Consider the following 23708-nt stretch of genomic DNA (forward strand, 5'->3'; position numbering starts at 1 on the left):
TTTACTTTTCGCTGCCCCTCCAAAATCGATGCGGTACGGAATCGGCTGAGCCAATGGCCATGGGTTGCGCCGGGGTTGCAGGTGGCTTATCTGATGCGGCCCTCCGCGCGGCCGATGTGCCGTTGGTGCGGAGGGTCAGCCGGGCCGTGTCGTCTTCACCGTTGGTAGTACCGTTACCGGGTTTACTGTCGGGATCAGGCTGGTCGACGCTGCTGATCTGCGCTGCATTGGTAAGCGAACCGCTGCTAGTCACCGTAGCGACAAACGATAGTTTCGCTTCCTGTCCGGAGGCAAGCTGAGCAATAGTACCGCTGACGACCGAGCCGGTAACTGTCATGCCTGATGCCGACGATGAGAATTGCAAACCGGTCGGCAGATCATTCTGCAGAGTAACATTCGTGGCCGTCTGAGCACCCCGGTTGCGGACCAGCAGCGTAATGGTGACCTTCTGGCCAGCCCTGACGTATTGCCGGCTGGCGTGCATCGTCAGGCTCAGATCTGCTTTTGTGCCATCCATAACGGGTTGATTCCCGCGTACGGGCGGCAGCGTCGTTTGCAGGGGATTGGGCGAGGCAAACAGGCGAAGCGAATCGGTATTGAGCGTCCGCAGATGCACCATCATGGCGTCGTCCTGACCGTCGCCGGTGCCGGAATTGGGCTGGCTGTCGGGGTCGCGGCCAGCCTGCGCCGTTAGCTGGGCGGCATTCTGATAGGCACCGGCCGCCGTCAGCCGGGCAACGTACCGACGGGTAACGGATTGTCCTACCGGAATATTCGTTACGTTCCCGGTTACGATGCTATCGGCCACCGTTAGATCAGCCGACGACACAAACGTCAGGTTGGGTGGCAGCCGGTTCTGAATCGTTACCGCGCCTGATTCGCAGGCGCCCTCGTTCCGAACGGTGATGATGAAGGTTACGGTATCGCCCCGGCTGACGATCCGTCGACTGGCCCGTAAGGCCAGCGATAAATCCGTTCCGGCTGCAGAAACCGTAAAATAGGACGGCTCCGACAGACAACCGTAAGCCGCCCCCCGCGCCTGAACGGAGTAGGTGCCCGTACCCGCTACTGCCAGCGTAGCGCTGGTTACGCCGGTGTTCCAGAGGTTTTGCCCGGTGTGGCTAGACTCCAGGATAAGCTTGCCGGGCTGGCAGTACGTGCCGGGGCCATTGGCGGTAATGGTCGGAAAGTCGGGCTGAACACCAGTCGGTACGGTTACGGCCGGTGGAAAAACTACCTGTTTCTGCGGGTTGCGCAGTCGGGCCGAATAAGTGCCCGCGCCTACGGTCAGGCTCTGGTCGCTGCTGCCCGTGTTCCAGGTGTATTCATACCCGGCGGGCTGCGTGAGCGTCAACTGGTTGTCCGTGGCGCAGGCAACGCTCGTCAGGGGCTGCTGCTGAGCCAGATACGGCTGTACCGTCCGGAGAAAATCATCAGTGATGGCGTTGGCCCATAGTTCACCGGCTTTTCGCTGACCCGAAGGGGAATAGTGAATGCCATCGGGCCGGTCTTCGCGGGAGCTGATGTTGTCGAGGTCAGGTCCCTGGTAGGTCTGGTAGTTGGATCGGTTGATAACCTGCAACTGGGCCGAGCGGACGTTATCAAACGGGCCGCTGACAAACGACGACAGGGCAATGATCCAGGCCAGGTTTGGCTTGTTGAATTCCTGCCGGGCTTTGTCGATGACCCCGTAATGGTGCGTTACGATGAGGTCGGTTGGGTTGCCCCGGTCGTTTTCGCCGTGGTTGAGAATGACCGCCCGGATGCCCGTTGAGCCAACGTACAGGTTCATCAGGTTGCGCAGGTTCACGAACGGCATCCGTAGGTCGTAGCGGCAGAAGCCGTGTTCGAACGGAATGTCGTAGGCGGCCTTGTAATTATGCTCCATGTTGGTACCGCCAAAGCCCGCATTGTAAATCAGCACCGGTACGTTGATGCGCTGCACCAGTACATCGCCCATGCGGCCCCAGAACCAGGCCACTTTGGCGAACGGCGAGATACCGCTGAATGTAGCTAACTGGTTAAAAGTCAGACCCGGCAGGTAGCGCGTGTCGGCGGTGTTTTCGTACTGCCTGAATTCGGGCGTACTCTGGTCAACAGGCACGACCGTAACCCGGTCGTCGGCAGCGCCGTCCATCGTGGGGCAATTATCGACACCGTCAATGATGCAGCTTGACCCCTGGGCGTTGGAGTGACCGACAATGGCGAAGACCTCGCCCACGCCGAACCGTTCAATGGCATCCGATGCCACAACCTGTCCGTTACGCAGTCCCCGCACTTCGACCCGATACCAGCCTCCACGCACGGTCAGCGTGCCGGTAAACTGCCCGTTGGTAGGCTTGGCCTTAATCAAAGTCCAGTTGGTGCTGGTACCCTGACCCGCAGTTCGGGCTACTACGCGGGCCTCAACAACGTCGAGATCCTGGGCATAACTGCCCGCAATCTGTACGGTCGCCTGGTTGTTGTTATCACGCTGCACAATCATCCGCTCGACCGGATACGTAACGTCGAGTTGAGCAAGGGCCGCAACCGCAGAACATAACCAGAGAACCGCGCTGAAGACGGCCGTTTTCTGTACAGTGGAAGTCATAAGAAGGTTAAGTAGACTATATAGCTATCGGAAAGTACATTTAGTTTGCAAAGTAAAAATTTATTAATATTAGAAAAATTAATATTTCCTACCGTATAAGTAATTGATATGGGATAATAGTAAATAGAAGGCGAATGGAAACAAAAGTTGTGAGCTGATAGCTTGAATGCGTAACACTCCTGGTGCGAGTCGATATCGCTGACGACTTCCGGATAACTACAGCAGGCAGAGAATAAGTAAAAGCTGAATTCTCTGGCCTGGGGTTGAGATGCTCATTTCGGGACTGGACAGGATGGTACAAGAGACCGAAGAAAGCCGTCGGTTACGTTGACGATCAGTTTGATACGCGGCTAGTAGTTTTCGCGGATAAGGGTTTGTTTTTGCTAAACGATTGTGTTACTTTGTCAATACGAAGGATTGTACCCCTTCAGCGATTTGTGATGAACTTTGACGACGAGGACGACGACGATAGCTTCATGGACTGGGATGGCTTCGACGAGGATGATGATCCGGAGGAGACTCGTGCTGAAATGGAGGCTGAAAACCGACGTATCAAAAACCTGCCCATCCTGCGCAAAGCCAATGAAATCATGGAGCTGACGCAGGCCATCGTCGAAACCATCAATAAGGAAGATGACGTGTTGATGATGCACGAGCAGATGCTGGCGAATGCCATGATGCTGCCGCCCAAAATCGTTGGGGCAGAAGGGGGTGACCTCTACACGCTGCGCATGGAGAACGCCGTGATCATTAAAATGCACGCTCGCGAACTGCTGGCTCAGACCTCCTACTGCAAAGCCGAAAAGCTGGCTCAAACGGCCTATCTGAACGTTCTGCGCGATGAAATTGAGCAGTTCCGGCTGCTGTTTGTTGAATGGGTCAACAGCTTTGATAAAGACAACGATGCTCCGGACGACTGGGGCCTGTTTTATTGACCATTTATAGCAACCCGGCGCGTAAACGGCCGGGTTTGTTATTTGTTCGGGTAAATACTTGCCGAAGCCATGGGGTTGCGTAACTTAAACCGGTAAATCCGCCATACGCGTAAACCCAGTGATTATGAAGAGTTGTGTACCCTTTCTTTTTTCTCTTTTCCCCAGTTGCTTTCGCGTAATCGCCCTGCTGAGCGTATTGCTTCTGCTGGCGCACACTGGAGTCAGGGCTGATGATCGGGCGTTGAATTCTCTGACTACCGATTCTAAATCTGCACTCGCAGCACCTGCTTCAGTTACGCTGACACCAGCCGCTACCACCGTTTGTGCGGGCGTCAGCGTGCCGCTGACGCTGACCGGCTGCCCCGTTGCTGGAACCGTGCGCTGGTCGACGGGCCAAACGGGTACTACCATTTCGCCAGCACCTACGCAAACCACGAGCTATACTGCCACCTGCACCGTAACGGGGCCGCAGGGAAGCACCACGACCGCATCGGCCACCGTTACGGTTAATCAGTTACCAATGATCACTGCGGGGCCGACGCCCGTTACGGCCTGCGAAGGCGGAGAGGCTAAATTCATTGTCTCGGTGGTTAGCAGTACGGGACCGACCTATGCCTGGCGTCGGAACGGAATCCCCCTGACGGACCCGACGGCCGATAACCGGCAGTTGTCGCTGACGAACATCCGTTCGGCGGTGCACACGGGCGATTACACGATTGTGGTCACGAACCAGTGCGGGAGCGTAACGAGTCCGGCCGCCCGGCTGACTGTTGCGCAAAGCATGACGATTACGAATACCATTACGCCCGCGAGTTGTTCGGGAACCGGCAACGGGCAGATCGTGGTGGCGGTGGCAGGCGGCACCGGCAATAAACAATATCAGCTGAACGAGCAGGCTTTTCAGACCTCGAACGTATTCAGCAATTTACGGCCGGGCACATACACGGTGGGGGTGAAAGATGCCCTGGGCTGTGTAGCACAAAACTCTGCCGAGGTGAAACAGCCGAACAGCATTGCGCTGGCGTTTAAAGCCGTTAGTCCCAAATGCGTGGGCGGAGCCGATGGGGGTCTGATTGTTACGGCTACTGGCGGCAACGGCACTTACCAGTACCAGCTGAACGGAGGAACACCGCAGGTGAGCGACACCTTTTTCGATCTGAAATCCGGCTCCTATACCGTCACGGTTACTGACCGGCTGGGCTGTGCTGCGTCGCAGAGTGTCGCTATCGGTGCACCTAATGCGCTGGACATTCGCCCGGTGATAACGCCCACCCGCTGCGTCGGATCGGCCGATGGAAGCGTCAATGTAGTCGCTGCCGGAGGGGCCGGTTCGTATCAGTACCAACTGGGAGCGGGCGCATTCCAGACCGGTACGCTGTTTACGGGGCTGGCGGCAAGTACCTACGAGTTTACGGTTAAGGATGCCAACGGCTGTCTGGGCAAGCAGACCGCAACGGTTCCGCAGCCTGCTCCCCTGAACTTAACGGCTACCTCTACGCCCGTCAACTGCTTTGGGGCCAATAGCGGTTCAATCACCGTAACCCCGAGTGGCGGAACGGGGACTATGTCGTATCAACTGACCATATCGAAGACGAGCCAGACCAGTAATGTATTCAGGAATATTGCGATCGGTGATTATACCGTGGTGGCTACCGATGCCAATGGCTGTACGGCCCTCGCGCCGGTAACGGTTGGTAAATCCGAACCGCTAACTGTGCGGGCCGCGCCCATCCCGGCCACCTGCTGCGTCTGTCCAACGGGCGGGGCTATTTTGGCTACCGGCGGAGGAACGGGGACCGGGCGCCTGTTTCAGTTGAGCGGTCAGCCGTTTCAGGCCAGTAATCAGTTTGGCGGATTAAAGCCCGGTACATACCGGTTTCGCGTATCCGATGAAGCAGGTTGTCTGGACTCGGTCACTACGGTTATTACGGATGCTTCGGCCATGTCGCTGACGGCCGGACGGATTAAAGACATTGCCTGCGCGGGTGGGAGCGATGGCGAAGCCGCCGTTCAGCTCACGGGTGGCACCAAGCCATTCACGTTCTTCTGGCAGACTGAGCGGAAAGACACTCTCAGGGCCCGCACTCCAACCCAGACCGGCCTCTCGGAAGGCACGTATACGGTAAGTGTGGTTGACAGTAACCGCTGCACAGCCGCTACGGCCTTCGTTACGGTCAGGACGCTGAATCCGCTGCCGCCCAAGCCGGTCATTGCGCAGGTGAGTAATATGCTCTCCGTCACCGAAGTCACGGGAATCCAATGGTATGTTCGGGGCGATACGGGCGTGACCCGACCGATTCCTAACGCAACGTTCTCTACGCTGACGCCGGTTGCGAGTGGACGCTATTACGTCATTGTTACCCAGAATGGGTGTGCGTCGCCCCCCTCAGATCCGGTTTCGTTCGTGCTGACGGCCCTACCCGAACCTGGCACAACGCTCTCAGTGCGGGTCGTACCGAACCCCGTGACGGATCGCTTGCGACTCGAAATGGAGCAGGCCGGGCGGCAGGCAGTTCAGGTTCAACTGATCGATGCGTCGGGCCGGTCCGTATTCCGACAGCAAATACCGCCGTTTACGGGCCAGCTACAAACCGAATGGCCTTTAGCCGGTATACCGCCGGGCCTGTATCTGCTCAAAGCCGAAGCTGGCTCCCGGCAGGCAATACTCCGGGTGCTGGTGCAATAAGCGTGCTGAAACCGATTGAGTAAACAGGATCGGGTGAGCAGATTACGAAAAGGCCACGCCAGACGACGGGAGTTTGTCGTCTGGCGTGGCTTTCTGCTGTAATGACTTACAGCCGTTCTTCAAACAGCTTCAGAATTCGTTTGTATTCATCCATCCAGCTCGTTGGCTCCACGAACCCGTGATCTTCGACGGGGTAGGGGGCCAGCTCCCAGTTTTCTTTCCTGAGTTCAATCAGCCGCTGGGCCAGTCGGACGGCGTCCTGAAAATGCACGTTTACGTCCACCATGCCGTGGCAGATCAGCAGGTGCCCCTTCAGTCCTTCGGCAAAGTTGATCGGCGATGAGCGCCGGTAGGCCAGCGAATCGGTCTGGGGTTCGTTCAGGATGTTAGCCGTATAGGGATGGTTATACGCGGCCCAGTCGGTCACGGGGCGCAGGGCGGCCCCGGCCTTGAACACATCGGGCGTCGTGAACATGGCCATCAGGGTAATGAATCCGCCGTATGAGCCGCCGTAGATACCGATGCGGTTCGCGTCAACGCCCTGCGTCTGCGCGAGCCAGCGGGCCGCGTCAACGTGGTCGTCGAGGTCTTTGCCGCCCATGTGCCGGTAGATGCCCGTCCGCCAGTCGCGACCGTAACCCGCACTGGCCCGGTAGTCGATGTCCAGTACGGTATAGCCCCGGTCGACCAGCAGGTTATGGAACATATACTCCCGGTAATACTGGCTCCACCATTTGTGGGCATTCTGCAGATAGCCAGCCCCATGCACGAATACAATGGCTTTGCCGGTGCCGCGCTCGGGTTTATAAAGCCGGGCGTAAATGGTCTGCCCATCGCGGGCCGGAATGGTTACCAGCGAAGGCTCCCGCCAGGGATAGGCATTGAAGGCTTCGGTGGGGGAGCGGGTTACCTGAACCGGTGCCATGGGAGCCGACTGGGCAATTGATCCCCGGCTGGCCAGCAGCAACTGCGGATTAACTGAAGCGACGTACAGTTCCCACGGGCGGGTGCTGGACGAATACCGTATGGCTAGGCGGGTTTCGTCGGGCGATAGCGTTACGTCGCTGGCTCCGGTCATGGTCGTCAGCCGAACGCGCTCACCGCCCGAAACGGCCATGCGGTAGAAATGCTGTTCGCCGGGGTGCACCTCGTTGGTTTGCAGGAAGAAGTATCGTTTGTCTTTGGATAGCTGCACCTGCTGCACTTCAAACTTGCCCGAGGTTAGTTGGTTTTTCTGCCCCGTCCGGACATTCACCGTGTAGATATGCGAATACCCATCGGCTTCCGACTGATACCAGAGTGTCTGGTTGTCGGCCAGGAAATTCATATTCCCCGGCGAATTGGTCGAGCCGATGCCCGGTCCGCCAATCCAGGCGTCGTCGTGCTGGCGGTCCAGCAGGGTTAGTTTGGGCTCGGCGTCGAGGTCCAGACGCATGATCCAGCGGTCCTTATTGTCCAGTGACCGCACCACAACCACGCCTAGCTTCCCGTCGTCGGACCAGACGGGGCCGTTGATAACGACCGCCCGCGACGTTTTACTGGTGTCCGGCTTGCTCCCGGCTCCGGTACGCAGATAAGCCGGTTTGTCGTTGATGCCCGGAATGGTTTTCGTACTGACAGTGCGTACCGTATCGTTCACGACATCATAGACGTAAAACTCGGACGCAGCCATCGGAGCCCCCACTTTCGTACGGGCCGGAATCTCTTCGGTATAGCCCGATTCGGTGACGTAGTTCGGTACCTGCGCCCGCTTGGCGTTGGCTGCCCGACCCGATGCGTCGGTTTTGGCCAGCCGGTAAGTAATAAACCGGCCATCGGGACTACGTTGGGGGTTGGTCAGGTGCTTGTCGTCGAGATAGATTTCCTTCGGTCGCTTCGGCCGGTCTGCTTTGCTGATGCGGTCGGCTTCGTCTTTTTTCGCTTTTCGTTCGCTGAGTACACTCGACAGCCGAAGCTGGTCGGTTTTCAGAAATTTCTCTTCGTCGGTAAGTTTAGGGTCTGCTTTCTTCGCACCCGGTCGGAAGTCGGTAAGCTGGGTCAGCTCGCCGGTGCGAAGCTGGATCATGAACAGATTGGAGCCGCTGCGCCGGAACACTACGCTTTGTTCATCGCCCGAGAAAACCGGATCGGTTTCCGTCTCAACCGTGTTGGTCAGCTGGCGAATTTTACCCGATGCTACGTCGATCAGAAACAAATCGCCCTGCCGCTCGAACAGCCGCTGCGTATGAGCGCGGTTGTAGGCCGCAACGTGGGCGGTTGGCAAGGCTCGACGCTCGGCCGGATTGACCTTAACCGGTTGCGACAGCGTCCGGTTTTTCGCGTCGGTGAACGTAACCTTGTACAGCGAATCGCTCGTTGCCTTGTCGGGATTCCAGTTGAAATACAGCGTTTTGGAGTCGTCGGACCAGAACGGGTTCGATGGCGAGGTGCCGACCCAGTTTTTCGGGTCCTGCATAATCAGTTCAACGGTCAGTTGAGGCTTTGGCTGGGTGGCGTTCGGTTTTGGCGTAGGCTGGGCAAAGGCGTGCGTGGCGATCAGGCCAAAAACGAGAGCAGTTTGTTTCATGAAGAGCACCGAAGATGGAAAGACAACTGGCAATTTAAAACATGCCGCGGCATTCCCCAAGAAGTGCTAGCCAGGTTGCTGATTTTAAGTGGTTTTGGTAGATTCTGCTGCTGTATTGATTTTTATTGCCTCCTGTGGATATCCCATGGTTTTTAGTACCTGACTGATCAGTTTGACAATGCCTTGAGCACTGAAGTGCGTTTCGAAGAAGATTGACGAATTGGGGATATTGTTAGGTTTTCGTAGTAATTCGCTGTTTGTCGTAAAATAAGGGCGCTGCTTTCCTGTTAAAGCGGTTAGTTCATTCAGCCGGTTTGGATGCGTTTCTGCAATAACCTGAACGAACAATTTGAGTAAACTGATCCAGGAGCTTACGCCATAAGTCTGACCGTTAAACTCGAATGACAAAGGCTTGCTGTTCGTGACGAGCGTATTATCAAAACGATTTGTTTCGTTTGTCAAAAACTCGTCGACATGATTCTGACTATTGGCTGATCTTTCAACGGGTTTCGGCCGGGGTGGCTTGGGAATGGAGTGAAGTGAAGTCTCGCCTGAAATTACCTTCAGGAATTCAATGATTACATGAGCTTCCGGTTTATAACCACATATTTTTTCTACAGTTTCAGCCATTAACTCGGCCAACGATTCGTCGCTTTCAGAAAGTAATTTACGCCAAGTTTTAGGCAAATTCTGCTGGATAATTTCTCCCTTCTGACGACTGTTGTAAATATTTTCCGCGTTTACAATCGCACGTCCACTGCTTACGTCGGCTTTCGACAAAAAGGCTGCAAGTTTGTCTGCAATGTCGTCGGTGGCCTGACTCTGTAAGTCGATGGTGTAAAACCGGCGTTGCTCCCAACTTCCTTCGTGGAGTGGCAGGTAAAACCACCAGATGATACCGTTGGTGAGAATAGCCAGCTTGACCCCTTGACGAAAAGCGTAGCTAAGTAGCTGCTCCTGGTGCTTTTCTAAATCCTCGCCGACTTTTTTTACTTCGATAAATACTTTGTCAAAATTGTTGATGCGCAGGGAGTAATCAACACGTTTATTCTGAACGCTATATTCAGGAAATACCTCCTGAACATCGAATGGATTCCAGCCCAAATGATGCAGAATTGGCAGGATCAATCCTTGCTTGGTGGCTTCTTCTCCTTGTTTCGTTAAACTTCCGGTTTTCTTACTACTAATGAAGTTGTGTAAATCTGCCTGCATTATGAAAATGGTGTAGAGATTAAGTTTTAGGGTGGTCAAATATAACAACAGAACGACACCGCTATTCAGTAATACGTACCCAATAGAGAATAAACAAGGTTTTGAATTTCATCAAACCCATTTTCTTAATGCTGGCACAAACGTTAAAACCGAAAAGCGGAATGGCTATTCAGTCATTCCGCTTTTCAGTTAAGAATTACGTTAGCACGTTCACTGGCGCTACATGATTACGCCGAATTCCTGTTCCAGCAGCTTGACCATTGTCTGAATTGCCTCGGCCGGTGGTGGACCCTGCGGGGCGGGTGGCAGCGCAAGCGTGGGAGCTGGCTTAGACGTGAGCGGGTGGCGAAAATAATTTTCAAAACCGGCCGGAGAAACGGTGAGTATAATTCTGGCCGATTCGCTCAGGACCTGAAAACTGTGCGGAATCCCCTTGGGAAGCAGCACGTAATCGCCGGTTTTGGCGGTCAGTACGTGCTCGCCAACGGTGAAGCGGACGGTTCCGTCCAGCAGGTAAAAGGCTTCGTCTTCACGGGTGTGCGTATGAATTGGAGGCTCGCAGCCGGGGCGGGTCGTTATATCACACTGCGCGTAGCGACCGTTGGTCTGCTCACCATCGACCAGCACATTGACCAGAGTTCCTGCATACCAATGCGCATTTTTAAGGGTGTTTGCCCGCTGAACAACAGGGGCCGGAGCAAATTGAACATCCATGAGTTTTTGAAAAAAAGAGGTTTACGAGTTATCTGTAATTGTCAGGCCATTCCGTTGGCCGACTCGTCAAAGTTGGCAGGATGCGCTTCTTTCCTCAAAAGTCAGATGGCTGAAAAGGTATTTCCGTTCAATGAAATGGAATTATCAGGTTTTTATCTGTCTGTGCCGGCTGAAGGCTCACGTATATCTATCGAGGTTTAGATAAACCCGTAGGCCAGCAGCGGTAAGAAAACACGAAGGATTTGATAAACTCTACGCCCATCCCGAATTTCATCAAACCCATTTTTGGTTCATCTTTGTTATTCCGTCAGAGAAGATCGCTCCGCCACCACGTAGCATCGTGATAGCGTCTGGATATAACCCAACATACAATCTGAATGAAACTCCTCAAAGTAGCCGCTGGTGTCCTGAATCAAACCCCGCTCGCCTGGGAACACAATAAACAAAATATCATCCACGCCATTGAGGAAGCCCAGCGGCAGGGCGTCAGTCTGCTGTGTTTGCCCGAACTCTGCATTTCGGGCTATGGCTGCGAGGATGCGTTCTATGCGCAGAACACCATCGACCAATCTATTGCCTCACTGCTGGAAATTGCTCAGCATACCAACGATATTGCCGTGGCGCTGGGTCTGCCGCTGCGCCACAACAACCGGACGTATGACGTAGCCTGTCTGGTCGTCAATAAGCGGATTATGGGCTTTGCCGTGAAGCAGTATCTGGCCAACAACGGCGTTCACTACGAAACGCGCTGGTTCCAGCCGTGGCAGCCCGCCCTGCGTGACGAAATCAAAATCGGGGAGTTTTCGTACCCGTTCGGCGACATCGTCTTCGACCTGTCGGGCGTGCGGATCGGGTTCGAGATTTGTGAGGATGCCTGGATTGCCAACCGACCCGGCCGCTCGCTCTATGAGCGGGGCATCGACATCATCCTGAACCCCTCGGCCAGCCATTTTGCGTTCTTTAAATCACAAACGCGCGAACGCTTCGTGGTCGATGCATCGCGTTCGTTCGGAGTCAGCTACATTTATACCAACCTGCTGGGTAACGAAGCCGGTCGGATTATCTTCGATGGCGACGCGATGGTAGCGACTAACGGCGAACTGCTGGTATCGGGCGCGCGGCTCAGCTACGAGGATTTTGTCATTGTGCCGGCCGTCATCGACGTAGAAGCGACGCGGCTGAACCAGGTGCAGAACCGGGGGAACCTTGCCTTATCCTATCCCAATCTGCGCGTAACGGAGCGGTTCGACTGGCCCGAGATTGCACCGGTCATTCAGAAGGCCGAACTGGAAGCCTGGGAGCGGGGCGGCTACCTGAAAGAAGAAGAGTTTGCGCGGGCCGTTGCGCTGGGCCTGTTCGACTACCTGCGCAAGAGCCGTTCGCAGGGTTACGTCCTGTCGCTGTCGGGTGGGGCCGACTCCTCAGCCATTGCCGCGACGGTGTTCCTGATGATCCGGATGGCCGTCGAAAACATCGGTATCGATGGAGTGAAGAAAAAGCTGAGTTATATCCGGGCCCTTCAGGACTGCAAAACGCCGGAGGACATGGTGGGCAAGCTTCTGACCGTGATGTATCAGGGCACCGAAAACTCCTCGGATGATACGTTCAATTCGGCCAAAGAACTCGCCGACGACATTGGCGCTACATTCCTGAATATTAACATTAATGGTCTGGTGGAAACTTACCGGGGCCTGATCGAGCAGCAACTGGGTCGGGAACTTTCATGGGATACCGACGATCTGGCCCTGCAGAATATCCAGGCGCGGGTACGTGCTCCAAGTATCTGGATGCTCGCCAACATCAATAACGCGCTGCTGCTCACCACCTCAAACCGCTCCGAAGCGGCCGTGGGTTACGCTACCATGGACGGTGATACGGCGGGCAGCATCAGCCCTATTACGGGCATCGACAAGCATTTTCTGCGCGGCTGGCTGCGCTGGCTCGAAACCACTGGCCTGAACGTCAAGAATGCCCCCGAACCAACCGACCGCACCAGTCTGGCTACCGGGCCCGTCGCGCCCGACGAGCTGATCAAGGTCAAAGGACTGCACGCCGTCAACAACCTGCAGCCCACCGCCGAGCTGCGGCCGCTGGACAAGAAGCAGACCGACGAAGACGATCTGATGCCCTACGACGTGCTGAACAGCATTGAGGAAGCTGCCATCCGGGCTAAACAGCCACCCGTTGAGGTTCTGAAGATCGTGGAAGCACGTTACAAAGGCACGCACAACCGCGAGAAGCTCTTGATCTGGGTGGAGCGGTTCTTCAAACTCTGGAGCCGCAACCAGTGGAAGCGCGAACGCTACGCACCGAGTTTCCACCTGGACGACTATAACCTCGATCCTCGTTCGTGGATGCGTTTCCCGATTCTGTCGGGTGGCTTCGAGAAAGAGCTCGATGAAATGAAAGAGTGGGCCGCCGATCAACGGGACAACGGTCGCCGGGGCAAGATTGGGTTTTAACTAATCCTGGATTAACTTAACCTGATTATGACAACGATTCAATTACAGGTTCAGGACGACCTCATTCAGGAACTCGGTTTGGGGGCCGTTAAACGGTTGCTGGAAGAAGAGCTGGATTATCAGCGATTTAAATTGCTGGAGAGTCGAATCCAGACCGCCATGCACGAAGCCGAAGGCGTTGATTGGACAGAGGAGTTTGAGAACGCGCGTCAGCAGGCTTACAAAGAGTACCAGCAGAAACGGAGGTCGGCTCTATGACGCATTACGTGCTGGATGCCAATATTCTGTTCAGTGGAATCATCAGTCAGAAGGCAATTTATCGGGCTGTGTTCAGTGAACAGCATGTCTTTTATGCTCCGGACTTCCTATTAGCCGAATTAAATGCCTATCGAAGCGTTTTTCTGAAGAAATCGGCGGTTAAAGGTGTTGATTTAAAAGAGTTTACTTTGTTCCTGTTCTCAAAAATCATTGTTGTCCCTGATTATATCATCACGGCCGAATCATATGCTAAAGCTGAAGGGCTTGTTGCTGACGTCGATCCCAAAGACGTTGCTTACGTAGCGCTGAGCGAAGAATTAAGTGCAACCCTGCTTACACGTGATAAACCGCTGCACGATGGGCTGAAAGCAAAAGGATACGAACAGGTTCTCCTGTTTGATGAATTTATTTCCAGACGTATATCACAGGAAGAACAGGAATGAAATCACTTCTTCCCGGTCTTCTCTTCGCGGCTTTGTGGGCGTCGGCTTCCGCAGCAACCAAGTTTGGGGTTCTGTCGGTGCATCCGCTGATTCTGGCAAACGTTCGGTTCTTTATTGCCGGGGGTGGGATGCTGCTGTTTGCCTACGGTATTCAGCGGACAAAAAACGCCTGGCCCATCGGGGTCGAATGGCGGCATCTGACCATCTTCGCCCTGCTCAACACAACCATTTACCTCGGTGCGTTTGTGCTGGCGCTGAAGCAGGTTTCGGCAGGAATCGGCAGCTTGTCGACGGCTACCAATCCGCTATTCATTGCCCTGCTGTCGGCGCTGTGGCTGCGTCGGCTACCCCGCTGGAATGAGCTTGGTGGATTGGTGCTGGGGCTGGTTGGCGTTGCCATCGCGACCTATCCGCTATTGCAGGATGCCCACGCGACCGTCGAGGGACTGCTGATTCTGCTGCTTGGGATGGTTTCAGTATCGGCGGCAACAGTCTATTACGCCCGGATTAACTGGCGACTACCGGCGTTGGTTATCAACGGCTGGCAGGTTTTTCTGGGTGGCCTGCTTTTACTACCGTTTACGCTGCTGACCGCCGATTTCAGCGGCTCGCACTACGACGGGCGATTCTGGGCGTCCGTGTTCTGGCTCATTCTGCCGGTTTCCGTCGCGGCTTTGCAGCTTTGGTTTTTCCTGGTGCGGCAGGACCCTATCCGAGCGTCGCTTTGGCTGTTCCTGTGCCCAATTTTTGGGTTTCTATACGCTTATCTTCTGCTTGGCGAGTCGATCACGGCTTATACGGTCTTTGGTACCGGCCTGGTTATTGGCGGGCTCTGGCTGGGCCGAAAGACCTGATCTTCGCAAACCGCCTGGGACTTATTGCTTCACGATCGTCATCTCCACGCGCCGGTTCAGCTGCCGGGTAGCTTCGTTCTTGTTGCTGGCAATGGGCCGCGTGGGGCCATAACCGCGCGTTGTGATGCGGTTAGCCGCAATTCCGTTCTTCACCAGATAATCCTTCACCAGATCGACCCGCTGCTTCGACAGGCGCAGATTTTCGTCGAAATCACCCTGATTATCGGTATGGCCTGCGAGTTCAATCTCAGCGGTGGGGTGGCTGCTTAAAAAAGCGAGTAGCTGCTCCAGCGCCGGTTGCGCGTCGGGCAGGAGTTCGGCCTTGCTCTGCACAAACTGGATTGCCCGGAGCTGGGTCGTTTTTCCAACGGGCTCCACAATCAGCGGTGGGGTATAGGTGACTTTGGCGTCGAGCGTTTTAGGGGGCGTTACGCGCTCACTGGTCGGAGCAGGCGGTGGCGTTGTCGCTGAGGTCGCGGCTGTTGAATTACTGGCTCTGACGGTCGTAGTTGGCGCGGGTGTTTTGGCGCCCGTTCGGGCCAGGCTGATGGTTTTGCCGTAAAGCCGGTTGGTGTAGGAGGACGTAAAGGCCAGTCTTTCCTCAAAGGGATCATAGCCGTCGGCGCTGGCCGTAATGAGGTACGTCTGTTTCGGGTCGAGGTTAAACTGAAACGCGCCGTCGGGGCCGACGCGCTGCTGGGCACTGACTTTACCCGTCTGATTTTTGGCCAGAATTACGGCACCCGTAATGGGCTGGCGGGTCGTCGCATCAACAACGGTCCCTTCCAGCGAAGCCGCTTCTGCGACGGCCGATGACCTGGTTTTGGCCTGCCCCCAACTGATCGAAAACCAAGACGAACTAAGGAGCAGGTAACTGGCAATAATGACTACTGGAATTCGCTTCATTGTCTAAAACCAACGCAAAACGGCGCTCAAAAGTACGTTAACCTACCTAAAAAGCCATACGGATACCGGCCCGGTAAGAGTTTGTTTTCTGGTCAGAAAACGAGCCTCAAAATTGTCTTTAATTTCTCTGTAAATCAGACAGTTAATGCGTGAAAATAATTGCCAAAAATCGAACGTTGAGAACTGCTTTTTCGTTAATAAACTATGAGACAGACAACCAACGTGGCGATGAATATTGTGGACGTTCAGGCACCGCTTGCACCGGCTCCCACGAGCCCGCAAACGCTCGATGAGAACTGGCGGAAGTCCATTCCGGCCCAGGTGTTTCTGAACCATTTTTTTGCGATGGATTACCATATCCAGCATCAGAACGACCTGTTCGATCTCGCGAAATTCCCCATTTTTCAGCAGTTCTATGGGCGCGCGACCGATGAGGCTCGCAAGGCGCTGGAGAAGCTGTTACTGAATAGCTGGAGCGCCGAGTATGCCCTGCGTATTACGCCGGTCGTCAACGACGAGCAGTATCTGCAAAGCTCGTTGCACTGGACGTTCCCACAGGCTTATTATAGCGCGCTGTTTAGCGCCCGGGCCTTTCTGGCCGTTCAGGGCGTCAACGTAAGCAACGAAGAGCTAATCCGGAAGCGGATTGGCAACATGGTTGTGCGGGGGTATTACCCGGCTTCCATTGGCTACTATGCCCTTGGTCCGATCAATAGCTACCGGATTCAGCGGCTGCCGATGGCCAAGCGGTTCTCTGTAGTGGGTAAAGGCGATTTGTTGCTGCCGTCGCGGGCGGGTTCGGCTCAGGCAGAGCTGGCGCAGTTTCTGAAAACCACGCGCGACCAACGGGTGAAGACGCTGCGTAATGCCATTCAGAACAATCCCAAAACGGCCTTACGTAGTCCGAAGACGGGTGAGATCTTGCAGAAGTTCAGCGTTGAGCAGTACAAGCAACTGGCCAAGCAAATCGGGTATACGACCTATTTCGATATGCTGAGTCGTCTGCGTATCTCGTCTACGAATCGTGAGATCGAGCGGTTTGTCGATTCCGAGATCGACGTCAAGCTCTTTCATCAGAGTCTGGTCAATATTGTTGCGCATGTCAATTCTGTACACGAAGCTTATATCGCGAAGGCGCTCGGCATCGAGGCTTACCGGCAACTGGTTGCTAAGCTGCCGGCCTATCTGCAGGAGAGCTTCGTTCGCGAGCGCATGGAAACCGTCATTGCCCCGATGCTGAACGGGACTGACGACCAGTCGGCCGAGTAAATATAAATGCGTTTATACGTAAAACGACCCGCTCCGGAGCGGGTCGTTTTGTTTTTGACGGTTTCCCCAAAACAGGGGGCTGAACGGAATGACCGCTCAGCCCCTGAACCAAAAGGCGCATTAGGCATTATTGATCGCCGAGGTCTGTAGCCGATATCCACTTAACCCCCAGTTCCTGTCCGCCCATGGGCGTTTCGGTCGGGTTAGCGTAGCGGATACTGAACTCATTGATGATCCCGTTCCAGTTCTGGTTTTTACCCACCGGAATAGCAATGGTATGATACTGATTATCGCCTTTGATGGTGAACGTAACCGCCTGGTCGGCCTGAGCCGCTTCCAGTTCGCTCTGGCCGACTTTCCGCCAGTCCAGTACCAGTTGAGTTTCTGTTGTAATGGCCCGCATCCGAACGTAAATCACGTTAAACTCCGACGCTTTGTAGCCTTTGTGGGGCGACGACAGCCGGAAACGGCGGTCAACCGGGGTAATGATCAGCTCGTTGCCCACCGGGAAGCCCTGGTCATAGCCTTTACGGAGATAGAATCCGTGGCGAGTGGGGTGCCCGGCAAACCGGTAGTTCGGTTTGGTCTCTGAGCGGGGTAAGCGGTTGACGGTGTTCCGCATTTCATCCAGCGTACCGACCACCATATTTACATCAAACTCATAGACTCCGTTCCGATCCAGTATCAGACTCATGCCGTTGGCGATATAGCCCGCATTTGATGACTCTGCCGGCCCATAACCCAGTTCTCCGAACAAGGCAGCCTTGAACTCGTGGGAGAAGGGGGTGTGCAGCGCAAGGCCCCGGTTGGTATTCGGACGAACCGCCATGATCCAGGGTTCCGATGCATCGACATTATACGGTCCCATCTGCCCCATGTTCGGATAATCGCTGAAGCTGTATCCGGTACCCGCAATATTCGGGAGCGTATTGACATTGACCAGGGGGGCACCCGTGTAGGGTTCTCCCTGCACAACGTAATACTGGTAGTAGGCGCTGTTGGTATAGGTGCAGGGAAGTTCCTGCTGGCGCGTATCGGTATAGCGAGTCTCGTCGGGGCGGCTACCCGTAATGCGTATGTGGCGACGAACAATATTCCCTTCCAGCTTGATCCACTGCTCAACAATGTAGTCGCCGGGCTCGTTGCTCAGCCCCCAGTGTAAGCCACGTGTTTTGGCATACAGCATCTTGTCGGTGCGGCCGTAGGCCAGAACCGGCGAGAACTCACCGGCTATGCTGCCGCCCTGTACAGGGTTATAGCCAATATCGCTCAGGACGGGTTTGCCGTTCACAGTCCAGTTGTTGTTATCGCTCGGCATGGCGTACAGTGAAATCTGGTCGTCGCGGCCCGGATCACGCTTGCCATCCGATTTGATCATGCAGTTGATCATGTTCTCGCCCACCTGCAGGTCCGTAACTTCCCGAATCACCGCACCTACGCCCAGATCAATCGCTACCCGGACGCGTTCGTTCTGAAGTACGGGGCGCTTATCGTCAGGATATGGGCTGTTCAGAATCGGGTAGTCTTCATTGCCGCCATCGGGGGGTGTACAGCCGCTGACGGTGAGCCGGACAATCGTGGTTCGGTCTGTGCAACCGGGTCGGGAAGCGGTGACTGTATAGCTGTAGGTGCCGTTGGTCGAAGGAGCTTTGATGGTAATGAACTGGCCCTTCTGATCAACACCGTTACCTTTCCAGGCGTAGGTCAGCCCATCGCAGTTGCCCATACAGTCGGCCAGCAGCGTAGCTTCGCTGCCGCAGTTGGCACTGACCGGAGCTGCTTTGATGGAGAAGCCGCAGTTATCCTGGATGGGTGGGGTGCAGTCCTCGATAGTAACCACAGCAATTGCAGACTGGCTGGCGCAGCCCGTCCGGGTAGCCGTGACGGTATAGCTGTAGACGCCGTTCGCTGAGGGCACTGTGGTGGTTACGCTCTGACCTTTTTTGTCGAGGTCTTTTCCCTTCCAGGTATAGCTGATGCCGTCGCAGTTAGCCCCGTTGCAATCCGCCTTCAGCGTTACGCTGCTGCCGCAGGCTGCTGTCAGCGACTGCGTTTTGATTACAAATGCACAGGTGTCCGGCTTGGAAGGCACGCAGTCATTAACCGTAACTCGGGCGATGGCCGTGCGGTTAACGCAACCTGGCCGACTGACCGTTACGGTGTAACTGTACACGCCGTTGGTCGCTGGTGGAGAAACCGTCACAAACTGGCCTTTCTGGTCGAGGTCTTTGCCTTTCCAGGCGTAGGTCAGTCCGTCGCAGTTGCCCTCGCAGTCAGCCACTATCCGAACGCTGTTGCCACACAGAGCGGTGACGGGGTCTGCTTTGATCGTAAACCCGCAGGTGTCCGTAACGGGGGGCTTACAGCCGCTAACGAGTACCGTAGCGATGGCGGTCTGAGTGGCGCAACCCGTCCGGGAAGCGGTGACGGTATAGCTGAACGTGCCGTCTTCAGCAGGCACCGTGGTCGTTACGCTTTGTCCTCTTTTGTCCAGATCTCTACCTTTCCAGGTGTATGTAATACCATCGCAGTTTGCTCCATTGCAGTCGGCGTTTAGCGTAACGCTAGTGCCACAGGCTGCCGTCAGCGACTGCGTTCTGATCACGAATGCACAGGTATCGGGTTTTGGATCTGGTGATTTGCAACCGCTGACCGTAAGGGCAGTGACGACAGTCCGATCTGTACAGCCGGGCCGGGAAGCAGTAACGGTGTAGCTGTAGGTGCCGTTGGTGGATGGGGCGGTAATGTTCACAAACTGGCCTTTCTGGTCGAGGTCTTTGCCCTTCCAGGTATAAGTCAGTCCGTCGCAGTTGCCTTCGCAGTCGGCCAGCAGCGTTACGTTGCTACTGCAGGTCGCGCTGACGGGGGCCGACTTGATAGAGAAACCACATGTGTCTGAAACGGGCGGTGTGCAACCGCTGACCGTGACGGTAGCAACGGACGTCTGGCTGGCGCATCCGTTACGTTCAGCCGTGACGGTATAGCTGTAGACGCCATCCGTTGAAGGCGCTGTGGTGGTTACGCTCTGACCTTTTTTGTCGAGGTCTTTTCCCTTCCAGGTATAGCTGATGCCGTCGCAGTTAGCCCCGTTGCAATCCGCCTTCAGCGTTACGCTGCCGCCGCAGGCTGCTGTCAGCGACTGCGTTTTGATGACAAATGCACAGGTGTCGGGTTTGGGCTCTGGCTTGGGTTCGGGTTTCGGCTGGTTACAGCCACTGACGGTGACCGTGCCCGTAGCTGTCTTGTTCGCGCAGCCTGCCCGGCTTGCCGTTACCGTAAAGCTATAAACGCCATCGGTAGAAGGGACCGTAGCGGTAATAGTCTGCCCTTTTTTCTCCATTCCATAGCTGGTCCAGGTATAGGTAATGTCGTTGCAGTTGGCCCCACTGCATTCAGCGTTTAGCGTTACGCTGCTGCCGCAGGTAGCGGTAACAGACGGCGCCTGAATGGTAAAGGCGCAGTTGTCCGGCTTCGGCTCGGGTTGCGGAGGCAGGACCGGACCCGGACAGACAGCGGTCGTGCGGGGGCTTAGCGACAGATCGGTGGCGGTCCCTGCTGGTTTAACCGAAATTGTCAGGGGCGTATTCTGTTTATAGGAAGCCGGTATTTCCCAGGAATAGCCAAATCGGCTAAATCCATGAACACCGAACGCATCGGCCACATCCTGGCGCATCTGATCGGCCCGGATCGTCGTTACTTTACGGCCGTTGATGTAAATGTCAATCCGCTGCGATTGCCGGGTGTTGCTGCGGTCCAGAATCCAGCCACCAATGCCGTTACAATCGGCAAAGTCCAGAAAACCTACGTACTGTCCCGCTGGCGCAGCTGGCTCGGGTTTCTGAACGAGCGTATCGGGTTTAGCGGGTTCTTCAGGTTCCGGTTTAGGCGGGTCGCCCGCTCCGACGCAGACATCAGTAGATCGGGGACTCAGGGCCAGGTCCTGGCTGGTGCCGGTTATTTTGACCGATACGGTCAGGGGCGCATTATGCTTATAGCTTTCCGGAATCCGCCAGGAATAGCCATACTTGTTGAATCCGGTGACGCCATAGGCATCGGCAACATCCTGACGGGCCTGATCGGCAACCAGCGTCGTTGCTTTCTGACCATTGATATAAATATCGACGCTGACTGATTCCCGGACTGAGCCGGCATCTAATGCCCACCCACCCACTGCATCGCAACTGGCGAAATCAAGAAAACCCCGGTAACTGGCTTCGGCACCAACGCGGGCCGCCGACGGGACTATGTCGGTGTTGATATATAGAACGCTGCCGGCGTCTTTTGACTCCGAAGAGTTCTGCCGGCCCGTGCTGTTTTCCGTCGGCAGGGTTTTCAGCCGTAAGATGGTTTTCTCGACGAACAGGCTCTGGTCGTTGGCCTGACCCGTGCCCCGCAGCAAGCGAAAACTGGCCCCCGCAGCAGCCGTGTGAAAGCGGCCCACAACGCGGTACGTAGCAGACGGGCGGGCGGGATGCGACAGTTCATCGCCCAGGTAGTCGCTGAAGTCACCCCCGGTCTGCTCAAACCCGGCTGGCAGCAGTAGCTTCAGCCGGTAGGCATTCGAGCCCGGTTGGAAAAACATCAGATTCGGCGAAACATTCAGGAGTTCGGCCGTGATTGTCAGTTCAATCGTTTCGCCCAGCCGAATCATCTGCTTGTTAGCGCGGAGGCTGAACCGGATTGGATCATTGGCAGCCATCCGGTTCGGTCGGTGAACGGGCAAGGGACGTGGACTTTCCCGATTAGTTGCAATACCTACCGCTGAGGCAATGGACGATCCAGAGGGTCGCTTACGACCCGACGGCTCCTTACCGCTTAGCAAACTGTAGGAAGAAAGTGTCAGGCAGGCCAACAAGCACAGATAGGCGATTGCGGATGCAGACGTAAAGGTTCTGAATGAGTAAAAGTTAAAGTGCATGTACTATATCGGAATAGGTTATTGCACTGTGGGGTCTTACAAAAATTAGACCAAGACGAAGAATGAATAAAATTTTATTTACGAATTTGAAAATGTGTAAATAAGGCTTGCTGGCTTTAGTAGTAAACTATTGATTATTAATAGGTTATAGATATGTAATCCGCTGTCTCATATGAGTGAATAAGCTGCTACGTATTACTGAGACAAATTATACTATAAAATTGGCAAAAACCGGACCGTAGTCAATGGCGCTGAGATTCAGACAAGTAAACAGAGGCAATGGTCCACTTTATAGGGACTGATACGCAGCTTTGGTTAAGAAGGCTGCTTTTACCTGAAAATGTTTTGTCTGGATATGGGCCTGCTGGTCAAGCGTCTCGTTCGAACCAGACCATCCTAACAACTATGCCCACGTTTGCTTTCAGAATGAAGCTGAAGCCTGGTTTCAGCGACGAATACAAAAAACGCCACGCGGCCATCTGGCCCGAGTTAGTAGCCCTGCTCAAACAGACTGGTGTGGGCGAGTACCGCATTTTCCTGGATGAAGAAACGCACCTGCTGTTTGCCGTCCAGGAGGTTTCGGGCGAGCAGTCTTCGCAGGAGTTGGGAACAACCGAAATCGTGCAGCGATGGTGGGCATACATGGCCGATATAATGGAAACCAACCCGGACAATTCGCCGGTGACCATCCCTCTTAAAGAAGTATTTTATATGCCTTAGCGAGTTTATAATCAACCGCTTACGCAATTTTTTTACCGTTAGTTAAAGGCCGTGGCCGTTTGTTCGGTTTCCGTTTAAACTTGATGGGAGAACTTATTTCTAAACTCTCATGAAGAAGCGGATTATCAAAGTCGTTGCTATCGTCGTTGGGGCGGTGGTCCTGATTGCGGGGACCGGTCTGGCTTACGTTAAACTGATCCTGCCGGATGTTGGGCCTCCTCCCGACATAAGTATCCGAGCCAATGCTGCTCAGATTGAGCATGGCCGGTATCTGGCGAATCACGTCGCAATATGCGTAGATTGTCATTCCGCCCGCGATTGGACTAAACTGAGCGGTCCGATTATTACCGGTACGGTCGGTAAAGGAGGAGAAGGCTTTCGGCGCGAGCAGGGGTTTCCAGGCAATTACTACGCCCCGAATATTACGCCCGCTCACATTGGCAACTGGACCGACGGCGAAATCTACCGCACAATCACGACGGGCGTGAGCCGCGACGGGCGGGCCTTATTTCCTGTCATGCCGTATGCAAATTTCGGGAAGATGGACCCGGAGGATATTAAAGCGATCATTGCTTATCTGCGCACGATTCAGCCCATTGAAAATAAAGCGATTCCTGCGCCGGAGTCGGATTTTCCGATGAATTTTATTCTGAATACCATTCCCCAGAAGGCACAGGCGGGCAAGCGTCCCGACACAACCGATCACCTGGCGTATGGGCGTTATATGATTACGTTTGCCAGTTGTGGCGACTGCCACACGCCCATCGACAAACAGGGCCAGCCGTTGCCGGGCATGACTTTTGCCGGTGGGCGCGAGTTTCCACTGCCGACCGGCACAGTGCGCTCGGCCAACCTGACTCCGCACGAAACGGGCCTGAAGCAAATGACCCGTCAGGCGTTTGTGGCCCGGTTTAAGGCTTATTCGCACCAAGAATACGTAAGCCCCGAGGTTCGTGAGAACGAGTTTAATTCAATAATGCCCTGGACGATGTATTCCGGTATGACAGAACATGACCTGGGAGCGATTTACGATTATCTACGAACGGTTGCGCCGGTGGAGCATAGAGTAGAGCGGTTTACGCCGAAATCAAAATTAATGGCGAGCCGGTGAGTGAATAGCCTGATGACAAACGGCCCCGAAACGCTACGTATCGGGGCCGTTTGTTTGTATAGTT

Annotated in this window: 15 protein-coding genes; 9 read left to right on the forward strand and 6 right to left on the reverse strand. The window is 55.0% G+C overall.

All coding sequences use genetic code 11. The features are described 5' to 3' along the window. Window position 1: 1 nt before the first annotated feature. Window positions 2-2590 (reverse strand): DUF11 domain-containing protein, encoded by a 2589-nt coding sequence (locus HNV11_RS07095; RefSeq protein ID WP_240163815.1) that lies wholly within the window; start codon window positions 2588-2590, stop codon window positions 2-4. 440 nt (window positions 2591-3030) lie between these two features. Between HNV11_RS07095 and HNV11_RS07100 the strand changes: the two genes are divergently transcribed. Next, window positions 3031-3525: a hypothetical protein gene (locus HNV11_RS07100; protein WP_171739013.1), complete on the forward strand. Its 495-nt coding sequence runs from the start codon at window positions 3031-3033 to the stop codon at window positions 3523-3525. A gap of 124 nt (window positions 3526-3649) precedes the next feature. Beyond that, window positions 3650-6211 (forward strand): T9SS type A sorting domain-containing protein, encoded by a 2562-nt coding sequence (locus tag HNV11_RS07105; RefSeq protein WP_240163816.1) that lies wholly within the window; start codon window positions 3650-3652, stop codon window positions 6209-6211. 106 nt (window positions 6212-6317) lie between these two features. Here the strand turns inward: HNV11_RS07105 and HNV11_RS07110 are convergent, their stop codons facing one another. The 3 genes from HNV11_RS07110 to HNV11_RS07120 all read right to left on the reverse strand — a co-directional run bounded on the left by HNV11_RS07110 (window position 6318) and on the right by HNV11_RS07120 (window position 10703). Then, window positions 6318-8777 carry a prolyl oligopeptidase family serine peptidase gene (locus HNV11_RS07110; RefSeq protein ID WP_171739014.1) on the reverse strand — a complete coding sequence of 820 codons (2460 nt, stop codon included), beginning with the start codon at window positions 8775-8777 and terminating at the stop codon, window positions 6318-6320. Window positions 8778-8861: 84 nt separating this feature from the next. Then, window positions 8862-9989 carry a type I restriction endonuclease gene (locus tag HNV11_RS07115; protein WP_171739015.1) on the reverse strand — a complete coding sequence of 376 codons (1128 nt, stop codon included), beginning with the start codon at window positions 9987-9989 and terminating at the stop codon, window positions 8862-8864. Between the two features lie 219 nt (window positions 9990-10208). After that, window positions 10209-10703, reverse strand: coding sequence for a cupin domain-containing protein (locus HNV11_RS07120; RefSeq protein ID WP_171739016.1), 495 nt, complete (start codon window positions 10701-10703; stop codon window positions 10209-10211). A gap of 377 nt (window positions 10704-11080) precedes the next feature. On the opposite strand from HNV11_RS07120, the gene nadE reads away from it, so the two are divergent. From nadE to HNV11_RS07140, 4 genes are read left to right on the forward strand one after another with little or no spacing between them, the layout of a single operon-like run. Then, on the forward strand, window positions 11081-13165 hold the full coding sequence (gene nadE, locus HNV11_RS07125; protein WP_171739017.1) for an NAD(+) synthase: 2085 nt from the start codon (window positions 11081-11083) through the stop codon (window positions 13163-13165). Window positions 13166-13192: 27 nt separating this feature from the next. Continuing rightward, a complete protein-coding gene (locus HNV11_RS07130; RefSeq protein ID WP_171739018.1) occupies window positions 13193-13423 on the forward strand; it encodes a hypothetical protein in 231 nt (76 codons plus the stop codon). After that, a complete protein-coding gene (locus HNV11_RS07135) occupies window positions 13420-13866 on the forward strand; it encodes a PIN domain-containing protein (RefSeq protein WP_171739019.1) in 447 nt (148 codons plus the stop codon). Before HNV11_RS07130 ends, HNV11_RS07135 begins: the two co-directional genes overlap by 4 nt. Beyond that, entirely contained in the window at window positions 13863-14720 is an 858-nt protein-coding gene (locus HNV11_RS07140) for a DMT family transporter (RefSeq protein WP_171739020.1), read from the forward strand. The genes HNV11_RS07135 and HNV11_RS07140 overlap by 4 nt, the downstream gene beginning before the upstream one ends. A gap of 21 nt (window positions 14721-14741) precedes the next feature. Here the strand turns inward: HNV11_RS07140 and HNV11_RS07145 are convergent, their stop codons facing one another. Next, on the reverse strand, window positions 14742-15626 hold the full coding sequence (locus tag HNV11_RS07145; RefSeq protein WP_171739021.1) for an OmpA family protein: 885 nt from the start codon (window positions 15624-15626) through the stop codon (window positions 14742-14744). A gap of 204 nt (window positions 15627-15830) precedes the next feature. Here HNV11_RS07145 and HNV11_RS07150 point away from each other — a divergent pair, with 204 nt between their 5' ends. Then, entirely contained in the window at window positions 15831-16895 is a 1065-nt protein-coding gene (locus HNV11_RS07150) for a hypothetical protein (RefSeq protein ID WP_171739022.1), read from the forward strand. 127 nt (window positions 16896-17022) lie between these two features. Here the strand turns inward: HNV11_RS07150 and HNV11_RS07155 are convergent, their stop codons facing one another. Further along, a complete protein-coding gene (locus HNV11_RS07155) occupies window positions 17023-21813 on the reverse strand; it encodes a hypothetical protein (RefSeq protein ID WP_171739023.1) in 4791 nt (1596 codons plus the stop codon). A gap of 405 nt (window positions 21814-22218) precedes the next feature. Between HNV11_RS07155 and rhaM the strand changes: the two genes are divergently transcribed. Beyond that, window positions 22219-22533 (forward strand): L-rhamnose mutarotase, encoded by a 315-nt coding sequence (rhaM, locus tag HNV11_RS07160; protein WP_171739024.1) that lies wholly within the window; start codon window positions 22219-22221, stop codon window positions 22531-22533. A 109-nt stretch (window positions 22534-22642) separates the two neighbouring features. Then, window positions 22643-23644 carry a c-type cytochrome gene (locus HNV11_RS07165; RefSeq protein WP_171739025.1) on the forward strand — a complete coding sequence of 334 codons (1002 nt, stop codon included), beginning with the start codon at window positions 22643-22645 and terminating at the stop codon, window positions 23642-23644. The last annotated feature ends 64 nt before the right edge of the window (window positions 23645-23708 follow it).

The sequence above is a fragment of the Spirosoma taeanense genome, from assembly GCF_013127955.1.
GTDB lineage: Bacteria > Bacteroidota > Bacteroidia > Cytophagales > Spirosomataceae > Spirosoma > Spirosoma taeanense.

Excerpts from the sequence above, each read along its gene's own strand:
- HNV11_RS07095 (WP_240163815.1), bottom strand. The coding sequence starts at position 2,590 with ATGACTTCCACTGTACAGAAAACGGCCGTCTTCAGCGCGGTTCTCTGG.
- HNV11_RS07100 (WP_171739013.1), top strand. The coding sequence starts at position 3,031 with ATGAACTTTGACGACGAGGACGACGACGATAGCTTCATGGACTGGGAT.
- HNV11_RS07105 (WP_240163816.1), top strand. The coding sequence starts at position 3,650 with ATGAAGAGTTGTGTACCCTTTCTTTTTTCTCTTTTCCCCAGTTGCTTT.
- HNV11_RS07110 (WP_171739014.1), bottom strand. The coding sequence starts at position 8,777 with ATGAAACAAACTGCTCTCGTTTTTGGCCTGATCGCCACGCACGCCTTT.
- HNV11_RS07115 (WP_171739015.1), bottom strand. The coding sequence starts at position 9,989 with ATGCAGGCAGATTTACACAACTTCATTAGTAGTAAGAAAACCGGAAGT.
- HNV11_RS07120 (WP_171739016.1), bottom strand. The coding sequence starts at position 10,703 with ATGGATGTTCAATTTGCTCCGGCCCCTGTTGTTCAGCGGGCAAACACC.
- nadE (WP_171739017.1), top strand. The coding sequence starts at position 11,081 with ATGAAACTCCTCAAAGTAGCCGCTGGTGTCCTGAATCAAACCCCGCTC.
- HNV11_RS07130 (WP_171739018.1), top strand. The coding sequence starts at position 13,193 with ATGACAACGATTCAATTACAGGTTCAGGACGACCTCATTCAGGAACTC.
- HNV11_RS07135 (WP_171739019.1), top strand. The coding sequence starts at position 13,420 with ATGACGCATTACGTGCTGGATGCCAATATTCTGTTCAGTGGAATCATC.
- HNV11_RS07140 (WP_171739020.1), top strand. The coding sequence starts at position 13,863 with ATGAAATCACTTCTTCCCGGTCTTCTCTTCGCGGCTTTGTGGGCGTCG.
- HNV11_RS07145 (WP_171739021.1), bottom strand. The coding sequence starts at position 15,626 with ATGAAGCGAATTCCAGTAGTCATTATTGCCAGTTACCTGCTCCTTAGT.
- HNV11_RS07150 (WP_171739022.1), top strand. The coding sequence starts at position 15,831 with ATGAGACAGACAACCAACGTGGCGATGAATATTGTGGACGTTCAGGCA.
- HNV11_RS07155 (WP_171739023.1), bottom strand. The coding sequence starts at position 21,813 with ATGCACTTTAACTTTTACTCATTCAGAACCTTTACGTCTGCATCCGCA.
- rhaM (WP_171739024.1), top strand. The coding sequence starts at position 22,219 with ATGCCCACGTTTGCTTTCAGAATGAAGCTGAAGCCTGGTTTCAGCGAC.
- HNV11_RS07165 (WP_171739025.1), top strand. The coding sequence starts at position 22,643 with ATGAAGAAGCGGATTATCAAAGTCGTTGCTATCGTCGTTGGGGCGGTG.